The sequence below is a fragment of the Janthinobacterium sp. TND4EL3 genome (genome assembly GCF_900156175.1).
Lineage (GTDB): Bacteria > Pseudomonadota > Gammaproteobacteria > Burkholderiales > Burkholderiaceae_D > Janthinobacterium.
This window is the reverse complement of the sequence record NZ_FTMV01000002.1, coordinates 339,473-357,264: the sequence shown is the minus strand read 5'-3', so window position 1 is coordinate 357,264 and position 17,792 is coordinate 339,473. Positions and strand designations below refer to the sequence as shown.

Annotated in this window: 11 protein-coding genes; 2 read left to right on the top strand and 9 right to left on the bottom strand. The window is 64.5% G+C overall.

The window, feature by feature from the left end:
- Positions 1-4 precede the first annotated feature (4 nt).
- From BXA07_RS05280 to BXA07_RS05250, 7 genes are all read right to left on the bottom strand, one after another.
- Positions 5-2,215 carry a DUF3141 domain-containing protein gene (locus BXA07_RS05280; RefSeq protein WP_244556199.1) on the bottom strand — a complete coding sequence of 737 codons (2,211 nt, stop codon included), beginning with the start codon at positions 2,213-2,215 and terminating at the stop codon, positions 5-7.
- Positions 2,216-2,317: 102 nt separating this feature from the next.
- Entirely contained in the window at positions 2,318-3,442 is a 1,125-nt protein-coding gene (locus BXA07_RS05275) for an ABC transporter permease (RefSeq protein ID WP_076566265.1), read from the bottom strand.
- Between the two features lies 1 nt (position 3,443).
- Positions 3,444-6,185 carry a ribosome-associated ATPase/putative transporter RbbA gene (gene rbbA / locus BXA07_RS05270; protein WP_076566263.1) on the bottom strand — a complete coding sequence of 914 codons (2,742 nt, stop codon included), beginning with the start codon at positions 6,183-6,185 and terminating at the stop codon, positions 3,444-3,446.
- A gap of 2 nt (positions 6,186-6,187) precedes the next feature.
- A complete protein-coding gene (locus BXA07_RS05265; protein WP_076566261.1) occupies positions 6,188-7,261 on the bottom strand; it encodes an HlyD family secretion protein in 1,074 nt (357 codons plus the stop codon).
- Positions 7,262-7,279: 18 nt separating this feature from the next.
- The gene (locus BXA07_RS05260; RefSeq protein WP_244556191.1) at positions 7,280-8,683 is read right to left on the bottom strand and encodes an efflux transporter outer membrane subunit; all 1,404 of its coding nucleotides are present in this window, start codon (positions 8,681-8,683) and stop codon (positions 7,280-7,282) included.
- A 49-nt stretch (positions 8,684-8,732) separates the two neighbouring features.
- Positions 8,733-9,518, bottom strand: coding sequence for an enoyl-ACP reductase FabI (gene fabI, locus BXA07_RS05255; RefSeq protein ID WP_076566257.1), 786 nt, complete (start codon positions 9,516-9,518; stop codon positions 8,733-8,735).
- 614 nt (positions 9,519-10,132) lie between these two features.
- Entirely contained in the window at positions 10,133-11,575 is a 1,443-nt protein-coding gene (locus tag BXA07_RS05250; RefSeq protein ID WP_083708043.1) for an IgA Peptidase M64, read from the bottom strand.
- Positions 11,576-11,777: 202 nt separating this feature from the next.
- Here BXA07_RS05250 and BXA07_RS05245 point away from each other — a divergent pair, with 202 nt between their 5' ends.
- Both BXA07_RS05245 and BXA07_RS05240 read left to right on the top strand, forming a co-directional pair.
- A complete protein-coding gene (locus BXA07_RS05245; protein WP_076566255.1) occupies positions 11,778-12,380 on the top strand; it encodes a TetR/AcrR family transcriptional regulator in 603 nt (200 codons plus the stop codon).
- Between the two features lie 8 nt (positions 12,381-12,388).
- Positions 12,389-13,591: a DUF418 domain-containing protein gene (locus BXA07_RS05240; RefSeq protein ID WP_244556190.1), complete on the top strand. Its 1,203-nt coding sequence runs from the start codon at positions 12,389-12,391 to the stop codon at positions 13,589-13,591.
- Here BXA07_RS05240 and BXA07_RS05235 read toward each other — a convergent pair.
- Both BXA07_RS05235 and BXA07_RS05230 read right to left on the bottom strand, forming a co-directional pair.
- On the bottom strand, positions 13,582-14,835 hold the full coding sequence (locus BXA07_RS05235) for a cyanophycinase (RefSeq protein WP_076566251.1): 1,254 nt from the start codon (positions 14,833-14,835) through the stop codon (positions 13,582-13,584). The two genes, BXA07_RS05240 and BXA07_RS05235, sit on opposite strands and share 10 nt — an antisense overlap.
- A gap of 156 nt (positions 14,836-14,991) precedes the next feature.
- Complete coding sequence (locus BXA07_RS05230; protein WP_076566249.1) at positions 14,992-17,781, bottom strand: TonB-dependent receptor; 2,790 nt, start codon at positions 17,779-17,781, stop codon at positions 14,992-14,994.
- Between the last annotated feature and the right edge of the window lie 11 nt (positions 17,782-17,792).

Below are 17,792 nucleotides of genomic sequence, written 5' to 3'. Positions count from 1 at the left end.
TCTTCTAGGCAGGGGTAATGTGTTTGGCCGGTTTGGCTTTGGGTCCGGCATCGGATGCGCGCGCGTCCGGCGGCAGCGCCTTCGCCTGCGCCTTGACCGCGCGGTCGAAGACCTCCAGCATCTGCTGCAGGCTCGCCTCCTCGTCCGGCGTTGGCGCTTCGGGCACCTGCAGCACTTGCTGCAGCCACTCGGCCAGTGCGCCGATGTCGTCCGGTTCGGCACGCGACAGCAAAGTCGGCAAGGCGGCGATGGCGGCATCGAAATCATGCAGCATCAAACGGGCCTGCTGGCGCACGATGCCGCGGAATTCCTCCATGCTGACCTCCTGCCGGTATTGCGGCTTGATCAATTTCAGGGCCAGGTTGACCCTGCGCTCGTCAGCGATCATGCGGAAGCGGTAGATGTAGAACAGCGCGCGCACGGCCGCCTCCACCAGGCCACCGCGCTGCATGTCCTCGTCCATCTTGCGCGTTTCGCAGCGCACGTATTCGCAATGCTCGGGAGAGATGCCGGGGTGCGGACGTGGCGGATTGGCATCGTTCGGGCTTTGTCCCGTCAGCGCCTGCACCAGCGGCGAGCCGTACACCATGTCGAAGGTCGCTTCCTGCACGCTGTCGCGCCAGTCGCGCCAGCTGTTCAGGCCTGCCGTGATGGCGACGGAGATGGCCTCCTGCATGGCCAGCAGCGGGTTGTCGGGCGATACCGGCTGGCGGTGGGCGCGCACCTTTTCCGCTTCCCTGGCCACCAGCCTGGCCAGCGGATTGTGATCGGTCCAGCGCTCGTACGACACGCGCAGCGGATGCGCAAGCTGCAGGAAGCGCGCGGTCTGCGGCGTGACCATGGCGCGCACCCACGGCTGCGCGAACGTGCGGTACAAGGCCAGGTTGACCTCGGATACGCGCGCGGCGGCGGCGAACTTGCGGTCGTTTTCCACGCTAGGCTGCACGATGGCGCGCACGTCCTCGATGCCGCGATGCTCGACCTGCAGCACATAGTCGCCGCTGGCCAGGTCGGCGTTCGGCGTGTCGGGCGTCTTGTCGACGATCCTCGCTTCATAGATACCGGCCGGCAACAGGTTGATCAGGTCGATATTGCTGGCGAATTTCTGGTGTTCCTTGTGCCCCACCTTGGACGACACGAAAATGCCAAGGTGGCCGATGCTGTCATGCACGGCGTAGACGATGGTCTGGTCGTGCATCAGCACGTCGTTGTCGTCGCGGTACAGGTCCGTGATCCAGCCCAGGGCCTGCGGCGGCGGCGTGATGTTGTCGCCGTTCGAGCAGAATACGACGATGGGCGAACGGATATTGCGCAAGTCCAACCGCACGCCGTCGGAAGTGATCAGTTCCGCCGTGGCCAAGCGGTTGCCGATGAATAGATTGTCAACGATGTACTGCATCTCGACGTCGTTGAGGAAGACGTGGCCACCCCAGTATTTCTCAAATTCCAGGTAACGGGGCGCTTCCGTGTCGATGTTTGCATACAGGTTGTACTGCTTGCTCCACAGGGTATTGGCCGGGTTGAGCTTCTCGAAATTCTGCACCAGGCTGGCGCCATCGAAACGGCCGTTGCCCAGGTCACCGGCCAGCGCCGTGGCCCAGCTGCCGCCCATCAGGCCGCCCGCGTAGCGCATCGGGTTGCGGCCATGCCAGCCGGCCCAGTAGGACACGGGCGCGCCGGCCACGATGATGGGACCGAACAATTCCGGGCGCATGGCCGCCGTCATGAGGATTTGCCAGCCCGCCTGGCAATTGCCGATGACGACGGGCTTGCCCTCGCTGAGCGGATGCAGGGCGATGACTTTCTCCAGGAAGGCCGCCTCCGCGTGCATCACGTCTTCCACCGTCTGTCCCGGCACGGGATCGGGCAAGAAGCCGATGAAGTAGCACGGGTGGCCGGCCCGCAGGGCCACGCCGATCTCGCTCTCGGCCTTGAAGCCGCCGATGCCGGGACCGTGGCCGGCGCGCGGATCGACGACGACAAAAGGACGTTTCGATGGGTCAGGGTCGGGCGCATCGGGCGTCAGGATGCGCGCCAGGCCGTAGTTGACGGGACGCGCCAGCTCCAGGCCCGACATCACCACCTCGGCGGGAAAATCGAGCACGTTCGGCACTTCCTCGGCCAGGTGCTCCTGGTATTGGTTGCCACGCCGGCGCATCACGTCCGCGTACAGCACGATGCGTTGCCAGGAGTCGCGCGCATAGTCGCCCAGCATGCCCAGGGACGGCAAGCCGCCGGCGGAGAAAAATGGTGCAGCTTCGGTCTTCATGGCTATCCTTTTCATGCAAACAAGCGCCGGACCATTCCGGCACGGGGGCTACGCCATCTGGCTGATGGTCTTGCGAAAGCGCGCCAGCGCGAAGGTAAACAGGGCCGTGCCGATGGCCAGCAGGGCCAGGAACGGTTTCCACACCACATCGATACCGGCGCCCCGGTACAGGATCGCCTGGCTCAATTCTACGAAATGCGTGGTCGGGGCGATCAGCATGATGTTCTGCACCAGCTCGGGCATGCTCTCGCGCGGCGTGCTGCCGCCCGAGAGCATCTGCAGCGGCAGCAACACGAGGATCAGGAGCATGCCGAACTGCGGCATGCTGCGCGCCACGGTAGCCAGGAAAATCCCCATCGAGGTGGTGGCAAACAGGTGCAGGGCCGCGCCGCACAGGAACAGCGCGATCGAGCCTTCGATGGGCACGTGCAGCATGCCGCGCACCACCAGGTTCAGCGACAGGGCGGCGGCCAGCAGCACCACCAGGCCCATCGACCAGACCTTGCCCAGCATGATCTCGGCCGGCGTCACGGGCATCACCAGCAAGTGCTCGATGGTGCCGTGTTCGCGCTCGCGGATCAGGGCCGCGCCCGTGAGGATGATCGACAGCATCGTCACCTGGTTGATCAGCTCCATCAGCGAGCCAAACCACGCCTGGCTCAGCGAGGGATTGAAGCGCGCGCGCATCACCAGCTCCACGGGCGAGACAGTCGCGCCCCGGTAGCGTTTGGCGAATTCGGATATTTCGCCGGCGACGATCTGCTGGATGTAGCCGCTGCCGCTGAAGGCCTGGCTCATGCGCGTGGCGTCGACGTTCAGCTGCAGTTCCGCCTGGCGCCCGCCCAGCACGTCGGCCTGCAGCTTGGGCGGGATCGTCAGCACGAAGGTGTACCGGCCCGCATCGAGGCCCGCATCGACCTGGCTCTGATTGATCATGGCCGGCGGCGTGAACTGCGGCGCAAAGAAGGCCGAGGCGATGCGCCCGGACAGCGGCGAGCCATCCTCGTCGACGATGGCGATCGAGGCCATGTGCAGGGTTTCCGGCTTGGCCGTGGCGGCCACGTAGATGGCCAGGGTGAACGTGTAGAGGATCAGGATCAGCATCATCGGATCGCGGATCAGGCTCCAGATTTCCTTCACGCCCAGGCGGTAGATGTTTTCAAGGTGGCGCATATCAGCTCTCCTGTTTCTTCAGCAGCGCCACCGTCACGCCGAGGATCACGGGAATGGCGACGAGCAGGGGCCAGAACGAGGCGTGCAGGTCGCCGAAGCCCAGCGCCTTGTTGAACACGCCGCGGCTGATATTGAGCATGTGCGTGGCCGGATACATCAGGCCGATGGCCTTGCCCACGCCTTCCATCGACGAGACGGGATTGAGCAGGCCGGAAAACTGGATGGCCGGAATCATGGTGCCGATCATGGTCACGAACAGGGCCGCGATCTGGCTGCGCGTAAACGTCGAGGCGAACAGGCCGATGCCGGTGGCGCAGATATTGAAGATGAAGGTGGCGCCGATCAGGGTCGGCAAGCTGCCCTTGATCGGCACGCCGAAGGCGGTGACCGCCAGCAGCGCCATGAGGACGAAGTTGAACATGGCCAGCACGACGTAGGGCACCTGCTTGCCGAGCAAGAATTCCAGGCGCGTGACGGGCGTCACGTACAGGTTGATGATGGAACCGAGTTCCTTTTCGCGCACCACGGACAGCGCCGCCAGCATGGCCGGCAGCATCAGCAGCAGCAAGGGAATCACGGCCGGCACCATGGCGGGCAGGCTTTTCACGTCCGGGTTGTAGCGGTAGCGCGTCTGGATGGCGACGGGGTTGCTCATCGTGATGCCATAGCGGTGCAAGGCCTGGTCGGCCAGCCACAGCTGGTGCATGCCCTGCACGTAGCCCTGCACGGTTTCGGCGCGCATCGGCATGGCGCCGTCGATCCACGCGCCCACCTGCGCCGGCGCGCCGCGCTGCACGTCGCGCGCGAAGCCGGGCGGGATCTCGATGGCCAGCGACAGTTCGCCGCTGCGCATGCGCTTGTCGATATCGGCATAGTCGCGCAGCGGCGGGCGCTCGACGAAGTAGCGCGAGCCGGCCAGGTTGTTCGTGTAATTCTGGCTCAGGGTGGTCTGGTCGTGGTCGAGCACCGCATAGCTCAAGTCTTCGACGTCCAGGCTGATGCCGAAGCCGATGACGAACAGCAGCAGCACGGAGCCGCCCAGTGCCAGGGTCAGGCGCACGGGATCGCGGCGCAATTCCAGTGTCTCGCGCCACATATAGCTGAGCATGCGGCCCAGGCTGAAACGGCTGCGCCGGTGCTGCGGCGCCGGTGCCGCTTCCTGCGGCACGGACGGCGGCGCTTCCTGCACTGTCGCCGCTGCCGTGCCGCCGCCCGCCTCTTCCAGGTAGGCGATGAAGGCCGCTTCCAGCGACGGCGCGCCCTTCTTGCGCACCAGTTCGGCCGGCGCATCGCTGACCAGCACTTTACCCGCATGCATCAGCGAGATGCGGTCGCAGCGCTCGGCCTCGTTCATGAAGTGGGTCGAAATGAAAATGGTGACGCGGTCGCGCCGCGCCAGTTCGATCATCAGGCGCCAGAAATTGTCGCGCGCGATGGGATCGACGCCGGATGTCGGTTCGTCGAGGATCAGCATTTCCGGCTTGTGCACCATGGCCACGGCCAGCGACTGGCGCTGGCGTATGCCCAGCGGCAGGCTGTCGGGCAAGTCGTCCATCACCGCGCGCAAGTCGAAGCGCTGCGCCATCTCATCGACCCTCGCGGGGATCTCGGCTTCCGGCACGTGGAACAGGCGCGCGTGCAGCACCAGGTTCTGGCGCACCGTCAATTCGCTGTACAGAGAGAATGCCTGCGACATGTAGCCAACCCTGCGGCGCGTGTCGATGTCGTTGGAATCGACCTCCTTGCCGAACAGCCAGGCCTTGCCTTCGGTGGCCGGCAGCAAGCCCGTGAGCATTTTCATGGTGGTCGACTTGCCGCAGCCGTTCGAGCCGAGAAAGCCGAAGATCTCGCCGCGGCCGATGCGGAAGTTCACATGATCGACGGCGGTAAAATCGCCGAAGCGCATGGTCAGGTCTTGGGCTTCGATGGCGACGTCCTGCGCGCTGGCGGCGTCCAGCGGCGTGATCACGACGGGCTGGTGGCCGGCGCGCTTGGCTTCGGGCAGCAGCTTGATGAAGGCCGCTTCCAGGTTGTCGCTTTGCGTGCGCGCCAGCAGTTCGGCCGGCGTGCCCGTATCGAGCACCTTGCCGTCATCCATGGCCACCAACCAGTCGAAGCGCTGCGCCTCGTCCATGTAGGCGGTGGCCACCATCACGCTCATTTGCGGACGCTGCACGCGGATGCCGGCGATCAGGTCCCAGAACTGGGCGCGCGCGAGCGGATCGACGCCGGTGGTCGGTTCATCGAGAATGAGCAGGTCGGGATCGTGGATCAGGGCGCAGCACAGGCCCAGCTTCTGCTTCATGCCGCCCGACAGCTTGCCCGCCGGGCGCGCGAGGAAGGGGTGCAAGCCCGTGCTCAGAGTTAATTGATCGATGCGTCGGCGGCGCTCGGCCGCGTCGTGGCCGAACAGGCGCGCGAAAAACTGCAGGTTTTCCTCGACCGACAGAGTCGGGTACAGATTCTTGCCCAGGCCTTGCGGCATGTAGGCGATGCGCGGGCAGACGTCGTCGCGGTGGCGCGCGTCCTGCATGTCGCCGCCCAGCGCCATCACGCTGCCCTGCTGCACGGCGCGCGCGCCGGCCACCAGTGACAGCAAGCTCGATTTGCCCACGCCATCGGGACCGATCAATCCCACCATGCGGCCGGCCGGCACGTCCAGGTCGATGGCGTCGAGCGCCACCGTCTTGCCATAATGCTGGCTGACGCCCTGGATGCTGACGACAAAGGAAGTCACGTCCATGCTCACTGCGGAACCTTGGCAGTCAGTTCAGCAGGCCAAGGCTGCTTCGCATCGAGGCGCACCCAGGCTACGCCGGGCAGACCCACCTTGACCAGCGCTAGGTGCTTTTGCAGCAGCTCGCGGCTGATCTGCGCTTTCACGCGGAACATCAGCTTCTGGCGCTCGCTGGCCGTTTCCACCGTCTTCGGCGTGAACTGCGCGCTGGCGGCAACGAATGAAATCGTCGCCGGAATCACGTAGTTGGGCGCCGCGTCGAGGATGATGCGCACTTCGCCGCCCAGCGCCACCTTGCCAGCCGCCGTCTCGGGCAGGAAGAAGGTCATGTAGACGTCCGACAGGTCGACCAGGTTGAGCACCTTGCCGCCACCGGCCAGCACTTCGCCCTGCTGCGCCACCAGGTACTGCACGCGGCCGTCGCGCGGCGCCGCCAGCTGGCCATCGGCCAGGTCGGCGTCGATGCGCGCCGTGGTCGCCTCGGCGGCGACGACGGCGGAACGCGAACCGACGACTTGCGCCCTGGCCGCGTCGATGGCCGCTTGCGCCGCCGTCACTTGCGCCTTGGCCGCATTCAGGGCAGCGGCCACGCTGCGCACGCGGGCGCGGTCGTCGTCGAGTTCCTGCACCGAGGAAGCCCCCTCTTTCGACAAGGTTTCGGAGCGGGCCAGGCGGCGCCGGGCCGCATCGAGTTCGCTTTCACGCTGCGCCACCATGGCCAGCGCGGCCGCCTTGTCGCTCTCGCGCACGGCCACCTGCGCCTGCGCGCCGACCACCGCGTCGGACGCCTGCTGCTGGCGCGCTCGCGCCTCGTCGCGCTGGGCCGTCAGCGAGTCCACCTGCATGGTGGCCAGCGGCTGGCCCGCCTTGACGAAGTCGCCCTCGCGCACGAGGATCTCCTTGACCCGCCCGGCCAGCTTGGTGGCGACGTCGATTTCCGTCGCCTCGATGCGGCCATTGCCGCTGACAAAACCTTCTCCAGGGCCGGTGGGGCGCATTTTTTGCCAGGCCACATAGCCCAGCACGATAACGGCCACGACCAGCGCGGCGGGGATGAGTTTTTTCTTCAGTTGTGGAGTCATGGGTATCGGTGATCGCAATTAGTTGGTGAACGTAGTGGCGGCAGGGGCGCCGCCGCCCAGGGCGGCGTACAGGCTGACCTGGCTGGACAGCAGCGCGCGGCGCGTCTGTACCAGCTGCTGTTCCACCGTCAGCAGGTCGCGCTGGGCATCGAGTACTTCCAGGTAGGGCGCTGCACCATTGTCGTAACGCAGCTTGGCCAGGCGCGCGCGTTCGCTCTGCGCAGCCAGGGTGGTCTTGCCGATATCGACCTGCAGCGCCAGCCAGCGCCGGTTCGACAGAGCGTCGGCCACTTCGCGGAAGGCGCCCTGCACGCTCTTTTCATAATTGGCCACGGCCACGTCGCGGCGCACCTCGGCCAGGTCCATATTGGCGCGGATGCGGCCCGCGTCAAAGATCGGCAGCACCAGGCGCGGCGCGAAATTCCAGGCGCCGCTGCCCGAGTCGAACAGGCCGCTCAATTCCGCGCTGGCCGTGCCATAGCTGGCCGTCAGCGAAATGGTGGGGAAGAAGGCGGCACGCGCGGCGCCGATATTGGCTTGCGCGGCGCGCAGCTGGTGTTCGGCGGCGATCAGGTCGGGGCGCTGCGTGAGCAAGGCCGAGGGCAGGCCCGCATGCAGCGGCTGCAGCACGCTGGCGTCGTCGAAGCGGCGTACCTCACCGGCGACCGGCGTCAGGTCGACAGGACCGCCCACCAGCTGGGCCAGCGCATACGCCTGCACGGCGCGCGCCTGCTCCAGTTGGGCCGACAGCGACAGGGCCTGGCTGAGCAGGGTTTCCACCTGCGTCAGGTCCAGCTTGGAAATCGACCCCACCTCGAAACGGCGCGTGAAGATGCGCAGCGATTCGGCACGGCTATCGACGGTGGCGCGGGCCAGTTCCACGCGCTCGTCGAGTTCGCGCAAGCCCAGGTAGCCGTTCGCTACCTGCGCCACCAGAGCCACGCCGATGGCGCGGCGCGCCTCGTCGCTGGCCAGCAGGGTTTGCAGCGCGCTATCTTTCAGGCTGCGCACGCGGCCCCAGAAGTCAAGCTCCCAGGCGCTCACGTTCAAGCCTGCCTGGTACTGCGCGCTCGTCATGGCGCGCCCCGTCAAGCTCAGGTCGCCGGGCACGCGCGTGCGGCTGCCGGAAGCACCCAGCGCGACGGTTGGAAATTGCTCGGCGCGCTGGATACCATACGCAGCGCGCGCCTCTTCCACGCGCAGGGCGGCGACGCGCATGTCGCGGTTGCTGGCCAGCGCTTGCGCAATGAGCGACTGCAGGCGCGGGTCGGTAAAATAGGCTTGCCAGGCGACGTCGGGCGCATGTGCGCCGGCAGCGTCGTTTTCAGGATACTGCGCCGCCACGGGCAGCGGCGGTGGCGCATATGTGGGCGCCAGCGAGGCGCAGCCGGCCAGCAGCACAGTGGCAGCCAACGCCGCCATTCTGGCGCAGGGGGGCAAAGCAGAAACAGCCATGGTCATCATCTTCCAGTCAATTCAGAATGTTGTAGCCGCCATCGACGTACAGCGTGCCGCCCGTGATGGCGCGTGCGCCATCGCCGGCAAGGAAGGCGCACAGCGCGCCCACGTCCTCGATGGTGGCCAGGCGGCGCATGGGCGAGCGTTCGATGGCATCGGCCATCAGGCGGTCGAAATGGGCGATGCCGGAAGCGGCCCGCGTCTCCAGAGGCCCTGGAGAGATGGCGTTGACGCGAATGCCTTGCGGCCCCAGTTCGGCGGCCAGGTAGCGCACCGACGCTTCCAGCGCCGCCTTCACGGGACCCATCAGGCCGTAGTCGGCGATCACTTCCTCGGCGCCCAGATAGCTCATGGTGGTCAAGCTGCCGCCGTTCCGCATCAGCGGCTCGGCCAGCTTCGCCATGCGCATGAAGGAGTGGCAGGAGATATCCATCGCCTGCGCAAAGCCGTCGGCCGAACTGTCCGTCACGCGGCCATGCAAGTCGTGTTTCGGCGCATACGCGATGGAATGAACGACGAAATCGATGGTTCCCCACTGCCGTTCGATCTGCGCAAACAGCGCTTCGAGCTGGCCCGGCACGGCCACGTCGAGCGGCGCCATGATGGCCGCCTGCACTTGCTGGGCCAGCGGCTCCACGTGCGCTCTGGCCTTGTCATTGAGCCAGGTCACGGCCAGTTCTGCACCGGCCGCGCGCAGCGCGCTGGCGCAACCCCAGGCGATGCTCTGCGTATTGGCGATGCCCACCACCAGCCCCCGCTTGCCCTGCAACGGCGGCGGGGGCGACAAAGGGGGCATCATGACTTGGACGGACGCAAGGCTGGCCAGGGCGTGGCCGCGTTCACGCACTGCACTGCGCCGGCGCAGACGGCGGCGGCGCACGTGGCCAGCGTCACCCCGCCGGCACGCGCATACGGCAACACGATGGGAGTGTGGGGATGGAGGGTACTGCACGCGTCAGGCGCGGGGTTCTGCATCTTCATGAATCTGGCTTCCGTCACTGAAAATTCGAGGCACGCGCCAGTGCATTCTTGGGGAACTGGAGCGTGGCGAAAATTACTCTACAGCATTTCGATGCGTGATTCGTGATGTGTCCGGTCCGCACGCACAACGCTTTTGAGCTAGGTCAACTATAAGTGCGATTGCGGCGATGCAACATTGATGTACATCAAATTCTACATCAATATTATTTAAATGAAACAATTTGCAAGCAATCGAATCGTCATACCTTTTTGATAATCCTATCGGGCTGACGGGAAGAAAAAGATAACGGCAAGCGTAAATTGGTATTGCTGGAAAAAGCAGCACAGATACACGGTTGCGATGGAGTAAGGTTGAGGAAAGGAAAAAATGGCGGCCGCGCTATTGCATTGCAACATGGCCCGCCATGAATTACAGGAGTGACGGGAACGGCATTATTTGCCCGGCGCTGCCGCAGGACGCGAATACAGGTCGATGATGGTGCTGATGCCATCCTGGCATACGGAGCAGAAGGTCTCGCTGCGGTCGAACATGATGCACTGCATTTCGGGCCGGTAGTAACCGGACGATTCATAGTTCGCGCCTTCGAAGGCACCCACCGCATGGCGTTGCGGCGCCTTCGAAAACAGCTGCTGCGTGTATGCCAGGTCGGCCTTGAACAAGGCGCTCATCTCGCTCTCCGGGCGGTTGGCCGCGCGCAGGGCGGCGCGCTGCTTCTGATACTCGCGCGCATGGCTGTCGTAGGCTTCCTTCGGCCAGGGCGTCGGCAGCGGCGTAGCCGCCTTGACGTGGCTCTTCCATTTCAGTCTGGACGGATCGCGCAGCGCCGTGGCGTTCGGCTCCCACGGTTCCTGGCGCTCGCCATTCGACTGGTAGGCCACGGGCGAGGTGTAGTACTCGTCGGCCAGGCCCGCGAAATGGTGGCCGAATTCATGCACGAACAGGTAATTGGCCCAGTCGTTGTTCGCCGCCGCCGTGCTGAACTGGCCGAAGATGCCGCCGCCACCGTAGGTGTCGTTATTGACGAGGATTTCGATGAATTCGTACGGCGCATATTGCGCCAGGTCGCGCAGCGCGCGGTTGTCCGTCGTCAGCACATAGCGCTCGCTGCCGAAGATGTCGTAGCGTGTGCCCAGCGGCGAGGCGTGATGCACGCCCGTCGAAGGACGCGACACGCCAGACTCCTGTGTCGGCGCGGCCATGGCCCACACGTTGAAGTCATTGGCCCGCTCGCGAAATGGCGAGACGGTAAACAGGTGCTCGGCCAATTTGCGCGCCGTCGCTTCGAACTTGCCCATTTCAGCCGCCGTATAGCCGTCGCCCATGATCAGCAGGTCGACCTTGTCGCTGGACGGGCCACTGATGCGGATCGGGATAGGCTTGACGGGCGCCGGCGGCTGCTTGCGGATCACGTCCTGCGCGGCGGGATCGACGTCGGTGCTCCACACAATGGAAAACAGGCCGCGCTCATCGCGCTTGAGGATGCGCACGCGCACGGGCTGCTCGGGCTGCGGGAAGCGCACGGATTCCTGGAACGCGCGCGTGGTGGTCTTCGCTTCATCGGTGCTGGCCCACTCGCCGAAGATGGTGGAAAAACCGCGCGAATACAGCACCTTGCCCGATTTGATGTCGACCACTTCCAGCATATTGTTGCCGCGGTTGCTGTCGTCGATGGGGCGTGCCAGGTTGCCCGGCCATGGCAGGGGCTCGACCAGCACGCGCTCGACCGCATAATGCTCGCCCAGCGCATTGCCGCTGTGCTGGTGGTCGAGGCGCATGGTGGCCGGCAGCGGGGTATTGTCCGCCTGCGCGGCAGGGACGATGCCGGCGGCCAGCGCCAGCGCGCACAGAAGGGATCGGATCGGGGTCTGCTGCATCTCATTCCTAACACGGTAGAAAAACGGGTAAACGAAGCGGTTTTCCGAACAAACAGCGGCGCCAGCGGCGGGCATGGAAAAATCCGGTGCGGCACATTGTAGCGACAGGAATCGACACTGCAAAGCGCCCAGCTTGACCGCGCCACGCAATCCCTTTATATTAGACTGACTAGTCGATTAATTAAAAGGAAAGCAAACTGCCATGCGCACCATCGATCCCGGCAAACACGCGGCCCGCCGCGACGCCATCCTCGCCGCCGCGCGCCACTGCTTCGCGCGCAAGGGTTTCCACCAGACCAGCACCGCCGCCATCTGCGCGCAGGCGGGCATGAGTCCCGGCAACCTGTTTCACTATTTCCCCACCAAGCAAGCCATCATCGCCGCCATCGTCGACCAGGAAGGCGGCGAGACGGCCGCCTATTTCGCCGGCGTGCAAGGCAGCGCCGATGCGTACGGTGCCCTGCTCGACTTCATGGACCTGGTATTGGCATTGGCGGCCGATGGGGACTTTGCGGCACTGGCGCTGGACATTGCCGCCGAAGCGATGCGCGACACGGACATCGCGGCCAGGGTGGCGCACAACGACGCCAGCCTGCGCGGCGGTCTGCAATCCTTGCTGGAAGAAGCGGCGGCGGCAGGCCAGGTCGACGCCGCGCTGGACGCCGCGCAAACGGCCGGCTGGATCGCCGCGCTGATCGACGGCATCTTCAACCGGGTCGCCGTCGATCCCGATTATGCGCCGCTGGCGCAGCGCGCCAGTTTGCACCTGCTGCTGGCGCGCTTCCTGCGCCCTGCACTGGCATGAGCGCCGCCATGCCAACCCCGCCCACGCGCATCGCCGACGTCGACGCCCTGCGCGGCTGCGCCCTGTTCGGTATTTTGGTCGTCAATATCGGCGCCTTTGCCACGCCATGGTTTGGCCTGGGCTTGACCGATCCCGCCTTTCACGGCGGCGTCGACCGCGCCACGCATTTTCTTGTCGCGCTGCTGTTCGAGACCAAGTTCTACCTGCTGTTTTCCTTCCTGTTCGGCTACAGCTTCACCTTGCAGATGCAAGCGGCCGCGCGCGCCGACGCGCCATTCGTGCCGCGCATGCTGCGCCGGCAGGCGGGCCTGTGGCTGATCGGCGTCCTGCATGCCGTGTTCCTGTTTCATGGCGACATACTCACCACTTACGCCGTGCTGGGCATCGTGCTGCTGGCGCTGCACCGCTGCGGCGAACGCCAGGCACTGTCCCTGGCCTTGATCCTCGTCGCCGGCTGCGCGGCATTCTGGGGATCGATGGCCTGGCTGCAAAGCCTGCAGCCGGCGGGCGACGCGGCGGACAATGCAGTGGCCATGGCGCAAAAGGCGGCAACGGCGCTGGCCGCCTACCGCACCACGCCGGCAACAGTCATCGTGCAGCACCTGCGCGAACTGAGCGACATCTGGATTGTCCTGCTGCTGGTGCAGGCGCCGTGCGCGCTGGCCATGTTCCTGTGCGGCCTGGCCGCCGGCAAGCGCGAGATGCTGCTGCACGCGGCTGACTATCTGCCGCTGCGCCGCCGCCTGCTGTGGGCTGGTGCGCTGGTCGGCCTGCCCGGCGCCGCCTTGTATGCGCGGACCTCCGTGTATGGCGACAGCCAGGCATGGCAGGTGGCGGGACTGGCCGTGGGCCTGGCAAGCGCGCCGCTGCTGGCGGGCGCCTACTTGGCATGCGCGCTGACCCTGTTCGAACGGCTGCGCGACGGCACGCTGTTTGCGCTGCTGGCCGACACGGGCCGCATGGCCCTGTCGAACTACCTGTTGCAGTCGGCCGTCTGCGCCTGGCTGTTCCTCGCCTATGGCGCGCGGCTGATGGGCAGCGTTTCGCCGCTGGGCGCCCTGGCACTGGCTGCCATCATCTTCAGCCTGCAGCTGCCCCTGAGCCGCTGGTGGCTGCGCGGCCACGCGTATGGTCCCGTCGAGTGGCTGCTGCGGGCCTTGACGATCGCCGCCTGGCCGCGCTGGCGGCGCGCCAGCGCAAGCTACTTGTAGCGGTACAGCGGCTGGCGCAGCTGGATCGGGCGGATGTCGAGGCGCAGTTTGAGCACCGAATACGCTTCCGCCTCGGTCGAGCTGTAGCCGACGCTGTTGACCGTTTTACTGAAGCGGAATTCGAAGCCCAGGTCCGGGTACGGGTCGCGCGGGTTGCCGAAGGCGATGCCGATGGCTTCCTGCTGCGCGTTGTCGATCAGATTGCCCATCAGGTCGAGCACGGCGTTGTTGCCGAGGATATCGTTGGTAAACACGGGTTCGCGCATGTCGGGCTGGTTCGGATCGAGCTTGTTGTCGGCCTTGTCCGGCGAGGGCGTAAACACGCGCGTGACGAGGTTGAATTTGTCGCCCCGGTCCAGATAGCTGATGGCCGCGTTGCTGATATTGAAATTCTTCACGCCACGGTCGCTGATGGCGCCCGACAGGTCGATCAGCAGGGCGCCGCTGTAGCCGATCACTTCCACGTCGCGCATGGCGTCGACCACCATGGCGCTGTTTTCATCGATGCCGAGTCCCAGGTGATAGCCTTTTTTCAGCATCACGGGAATCATGCGCGCAAAGCGCCCGCGCACCAGCAAATGCTGGTCGACGAAGACGTCGCTGCCGATGAAACCCAGGCCGGGCGCGATCTCGCGGCCGTCCGTGACGCCCATTTTCAGCATGTCGAGCACGGGCTTGGCGTCATAGAACATGGTGGTGCTCATGATGGCCGCACCGGCGCTGGAGCCGGCAATGACGCCGCCGTTGCGGTAGACCGACCAGATGGCTTCCAGCGCGGCCGTGCGGCTGCCGTCCGGGCGCAGCAAGGCTTGCGTGATGCGGCCCTGGTCGCCGCCGGCAAAATAGATGCCGGTGGCCGACTTGATCTGCGTGACGATGGCCGGATCTTCGGCCGCCTTGCGGTAATCGCGATTGGCCAGCTTGACGGCCAGCGGCACGAAAAAGGCGTCCGCGCCATATTGATTGAGCTTCTTGATGATGCTTTCACCCGATTTTTCCGGGTTCATCGCGGCCGAGGCCAGCACGGCGATGCGCGCGCCCGGCCCGCCCGACAACTTGACGATACGCTGCCAGACTTCGGCATTGTCGGCGCGCAGGCCGCCGCCGATGATGACGAGCGTGCCCTGCGGCGCGCTGCCGATGGCGCTGCCGCCGGGCGCCGCCACGGCAGGGAAGCTGCACAATGCCAGCGCGAACAGCAGCGCGGCGCAAAATTTCTGATACAGGCTTGCGGGTGATTTCATGGTGCCTTTCAAATGCAAAGAAAGTGGCGCGCACTTGCTGACACAGGCACGCGCCATTGCTGCCGATACTGCTGCTTGCAATCCAACTCCATCGAACTACGATATTACCCGCTGCGTGTGACAGCGGTATTGCGGCATCTCCTGTTTTGGCGATTTTTACCTGAAAGTGTAGCTGGCACTGGCGTAGAAGCGCCGCCCACGCGGGTCAGTATAGGTAGGGTCATAGCCGGACAGGAAAAAAAACGCCTGGTTCGAGTACGGCGGACTGGTATTGAACAGATTCTGTATGCCTGCGCGCAGCTTGAACTGCTTGCTGACTGCATACGCGCCCGACATGTCCCACAGCGTGTACGCCTTCACGCGGTTCGGCTTGACCACGCTGCCGTCGTCCGTGTTGATGGCCGAGTTCTGGTCATCGTAGCCGCTCGAATACGTATTCGACAGGCTGGCCGAATACGGGCCGTCGTCCCAGTCGAGCGTGATCGTGTGGCGCCAGCGCTGCACCACGCCGTCCGTGACGAATTTATTGAGATTGCTGACAAAGGTATCGCCAGGGCTGGTCTGGATTTTCGAATCGAGCACATAGGTGCCGCTCAGGTGGCCGCCGAAACGCCCCCAGGCCGTTTTTACGCCATGCAGGTCGGCCGTGATATCGATACCCGAAGCTTTTTGCGCGCCGCGGTTCTCCTTGCGCAGCTCGATGTAGTCGATTTCATTGTCATCGTTGCGATGCACGAGATCACCGTATTTGGTCAGGTTGCCCAGGATGATGTCGTCGCCGATTTCACTGATCAGGTCCGTGCGCTTGATGTTCCAGTAGTCGGCACTGAAGGTCCAGTGCTGACTCGGTTCGAGCACCACGCCGGCCGTGAACTGGCGGCTGCGCTCCGGTTTCAGCTTGTCGTTGCTGTAGCGTCGTGTGTCCCAGTTTTGCGCGCATCGCGTGTAATCGTAATCGATAGATGCGCAATACACCGGATCAGGCAGGGTCGCCGTACTGCTGTAAACGGTGGGACGGTGTAACTCGGACATGGAAGGCGCGCGGAAGCCCTTGCCGGCAGACGCACGCAGCAGCACCTGCTTGCTGGGCATATAGGTAAGCCCGATCTTGGGGCTGAGGGCACCGCCCACCTGCTGGTAGTGATCGTAGCGGCCCGACAGCTGCGCCTGCCATTGCCGGGTAAACGGCAGTAGCAGCTCGCTGTAAATGGCTTGCACGTTGCGGCTGTCGCTGGTGGGCTTACCGCCTTCGGGAGCATCATCGTTATTGATGTTATCACTCATCAACAGTTCGGAAGGACGGAAGTTCGTGCGTTCGCGCCGCACTTCGCCACCCACGGCCAGCGCCATATCGCCGCCGCCCAAGGCAATCAAGGCGCGCGACACCTTGAAATCCAAGGCATCCATGGTGCCACGCGCATGACGCACTTCATCATTCACCTGAAGGCTATCAATCAGCGCCTTGCCTTCGACTCCCGAAGGGCCAAAGGGATTAATAAGGCCATCGGCGATACCCTTCTTGAGCTCTTTATACAGCAGGTACCCATGCGTATCTCTGTCGCGTACAGTATTCACACTATGGTTGATACCTATATCGTAATCCCAACCCGCCGCGGTACCGGTCGCCCCCACCACGATACGTTGACTTTCGCTGGTCAGCTCGCTGGTACGCATTCCACCTTCGTTCAGTCGGATACGTAATTCCAGCTCTGTGTCGATCGGCTTGCCATCCTCATCGATAGCTGTGAAGAGGCCGGAACCCGCCAATTGCGGAATCCGGCTCGCATCGATATAGGCTTTCACGCGCGCGGAAGAGCCCACATAATAGGTACGCGATCGACTCAAGGCTACCTCCGCATATAGCTGATGGTCGGAGTTCAGTTTCAACACTCCACGCGTAAGGAAATTCTGCTTGTCGGATTTCGGATACAGCTCTGTATCGCCCATGTAATCATAGGTGCACGCGTCAATGCCACCGGTACCATTAGGTAAGTGCAGGTTGGCCGGTGGATTGCAGCCGGGAGCACCAGTATTGATAGTACCCTTGGAAATTGGCCGTCCGTTCAGCGGAAATCCCTTGAGCACGTCAAACTGCTCATCAGACAGTATGATGTTCGCAGGGCTTGTATAGCCGGACAAGAGGTGGCCAAGGCGTTCCGGCACCTGCAGGTTCGGAATGAACTTTCGCTGCGAAGAGGTGAGGCGGTCGGTTTTTTGCAGATCGACCACGGCAAAGATATTGTAACCATCGGCCGCCAGGTCGCCGGTGCCGGCCGTGATGCTGGCCGTGCGCTTGCCGGCACCGCCTTCCTGGGTGCCGCTGCCGTAGGCGTTCAGTTCCACGCCCTGGTAATCCTTGCGTGTAATAAAATTGATGACGCCGCCGATGGCGTCCGTGCCGTACAGGGCCGACGCGCCGTCGAGCAGCACTTCCACGCGCTGCAACGCGGCGGCAGGGATGTTATTCAGGTCCACGCCGGCATCGTCGCCGGGCGAGGCGAAGTTGGCCATGCGCCGGCCGTTGAGCAGCACCAGCGTGGATGAAGTGCCGACGCCACGCAGGTTGGCGCTGTTGAAGCCGCGCTGGTCGCCGCCCACGTTGATGCTGGCACCATCGGTCAAGCCGCCCACGTTGGCCGACACGCGCGCCATCAGCTCGGCCGCCGTCGTTACCCCCGCCTTCTCGATGTCGGCGCGCGTGATGATCTGCACGGGCAGCGCCGTCTCCGACTCCAGCCGCTTGATGGCCGACCCCGTGATTTCCACGCGCTGCAATTTGGACGGTGCGGCTCCCCCATCCGGCCCCTGCTCCTGCGCCAGCGCCCCGCTGCCCAGCATGCCCAGCGCCGCCGAGACGCTCAATCCCCCTGCTGCCAGGCGCACGGCATGCGCCAATATCGATACACGTGGCGGCATGCGAATGCCGTCCTGTTTTTCTGTTTGCATGCCAACTCTCC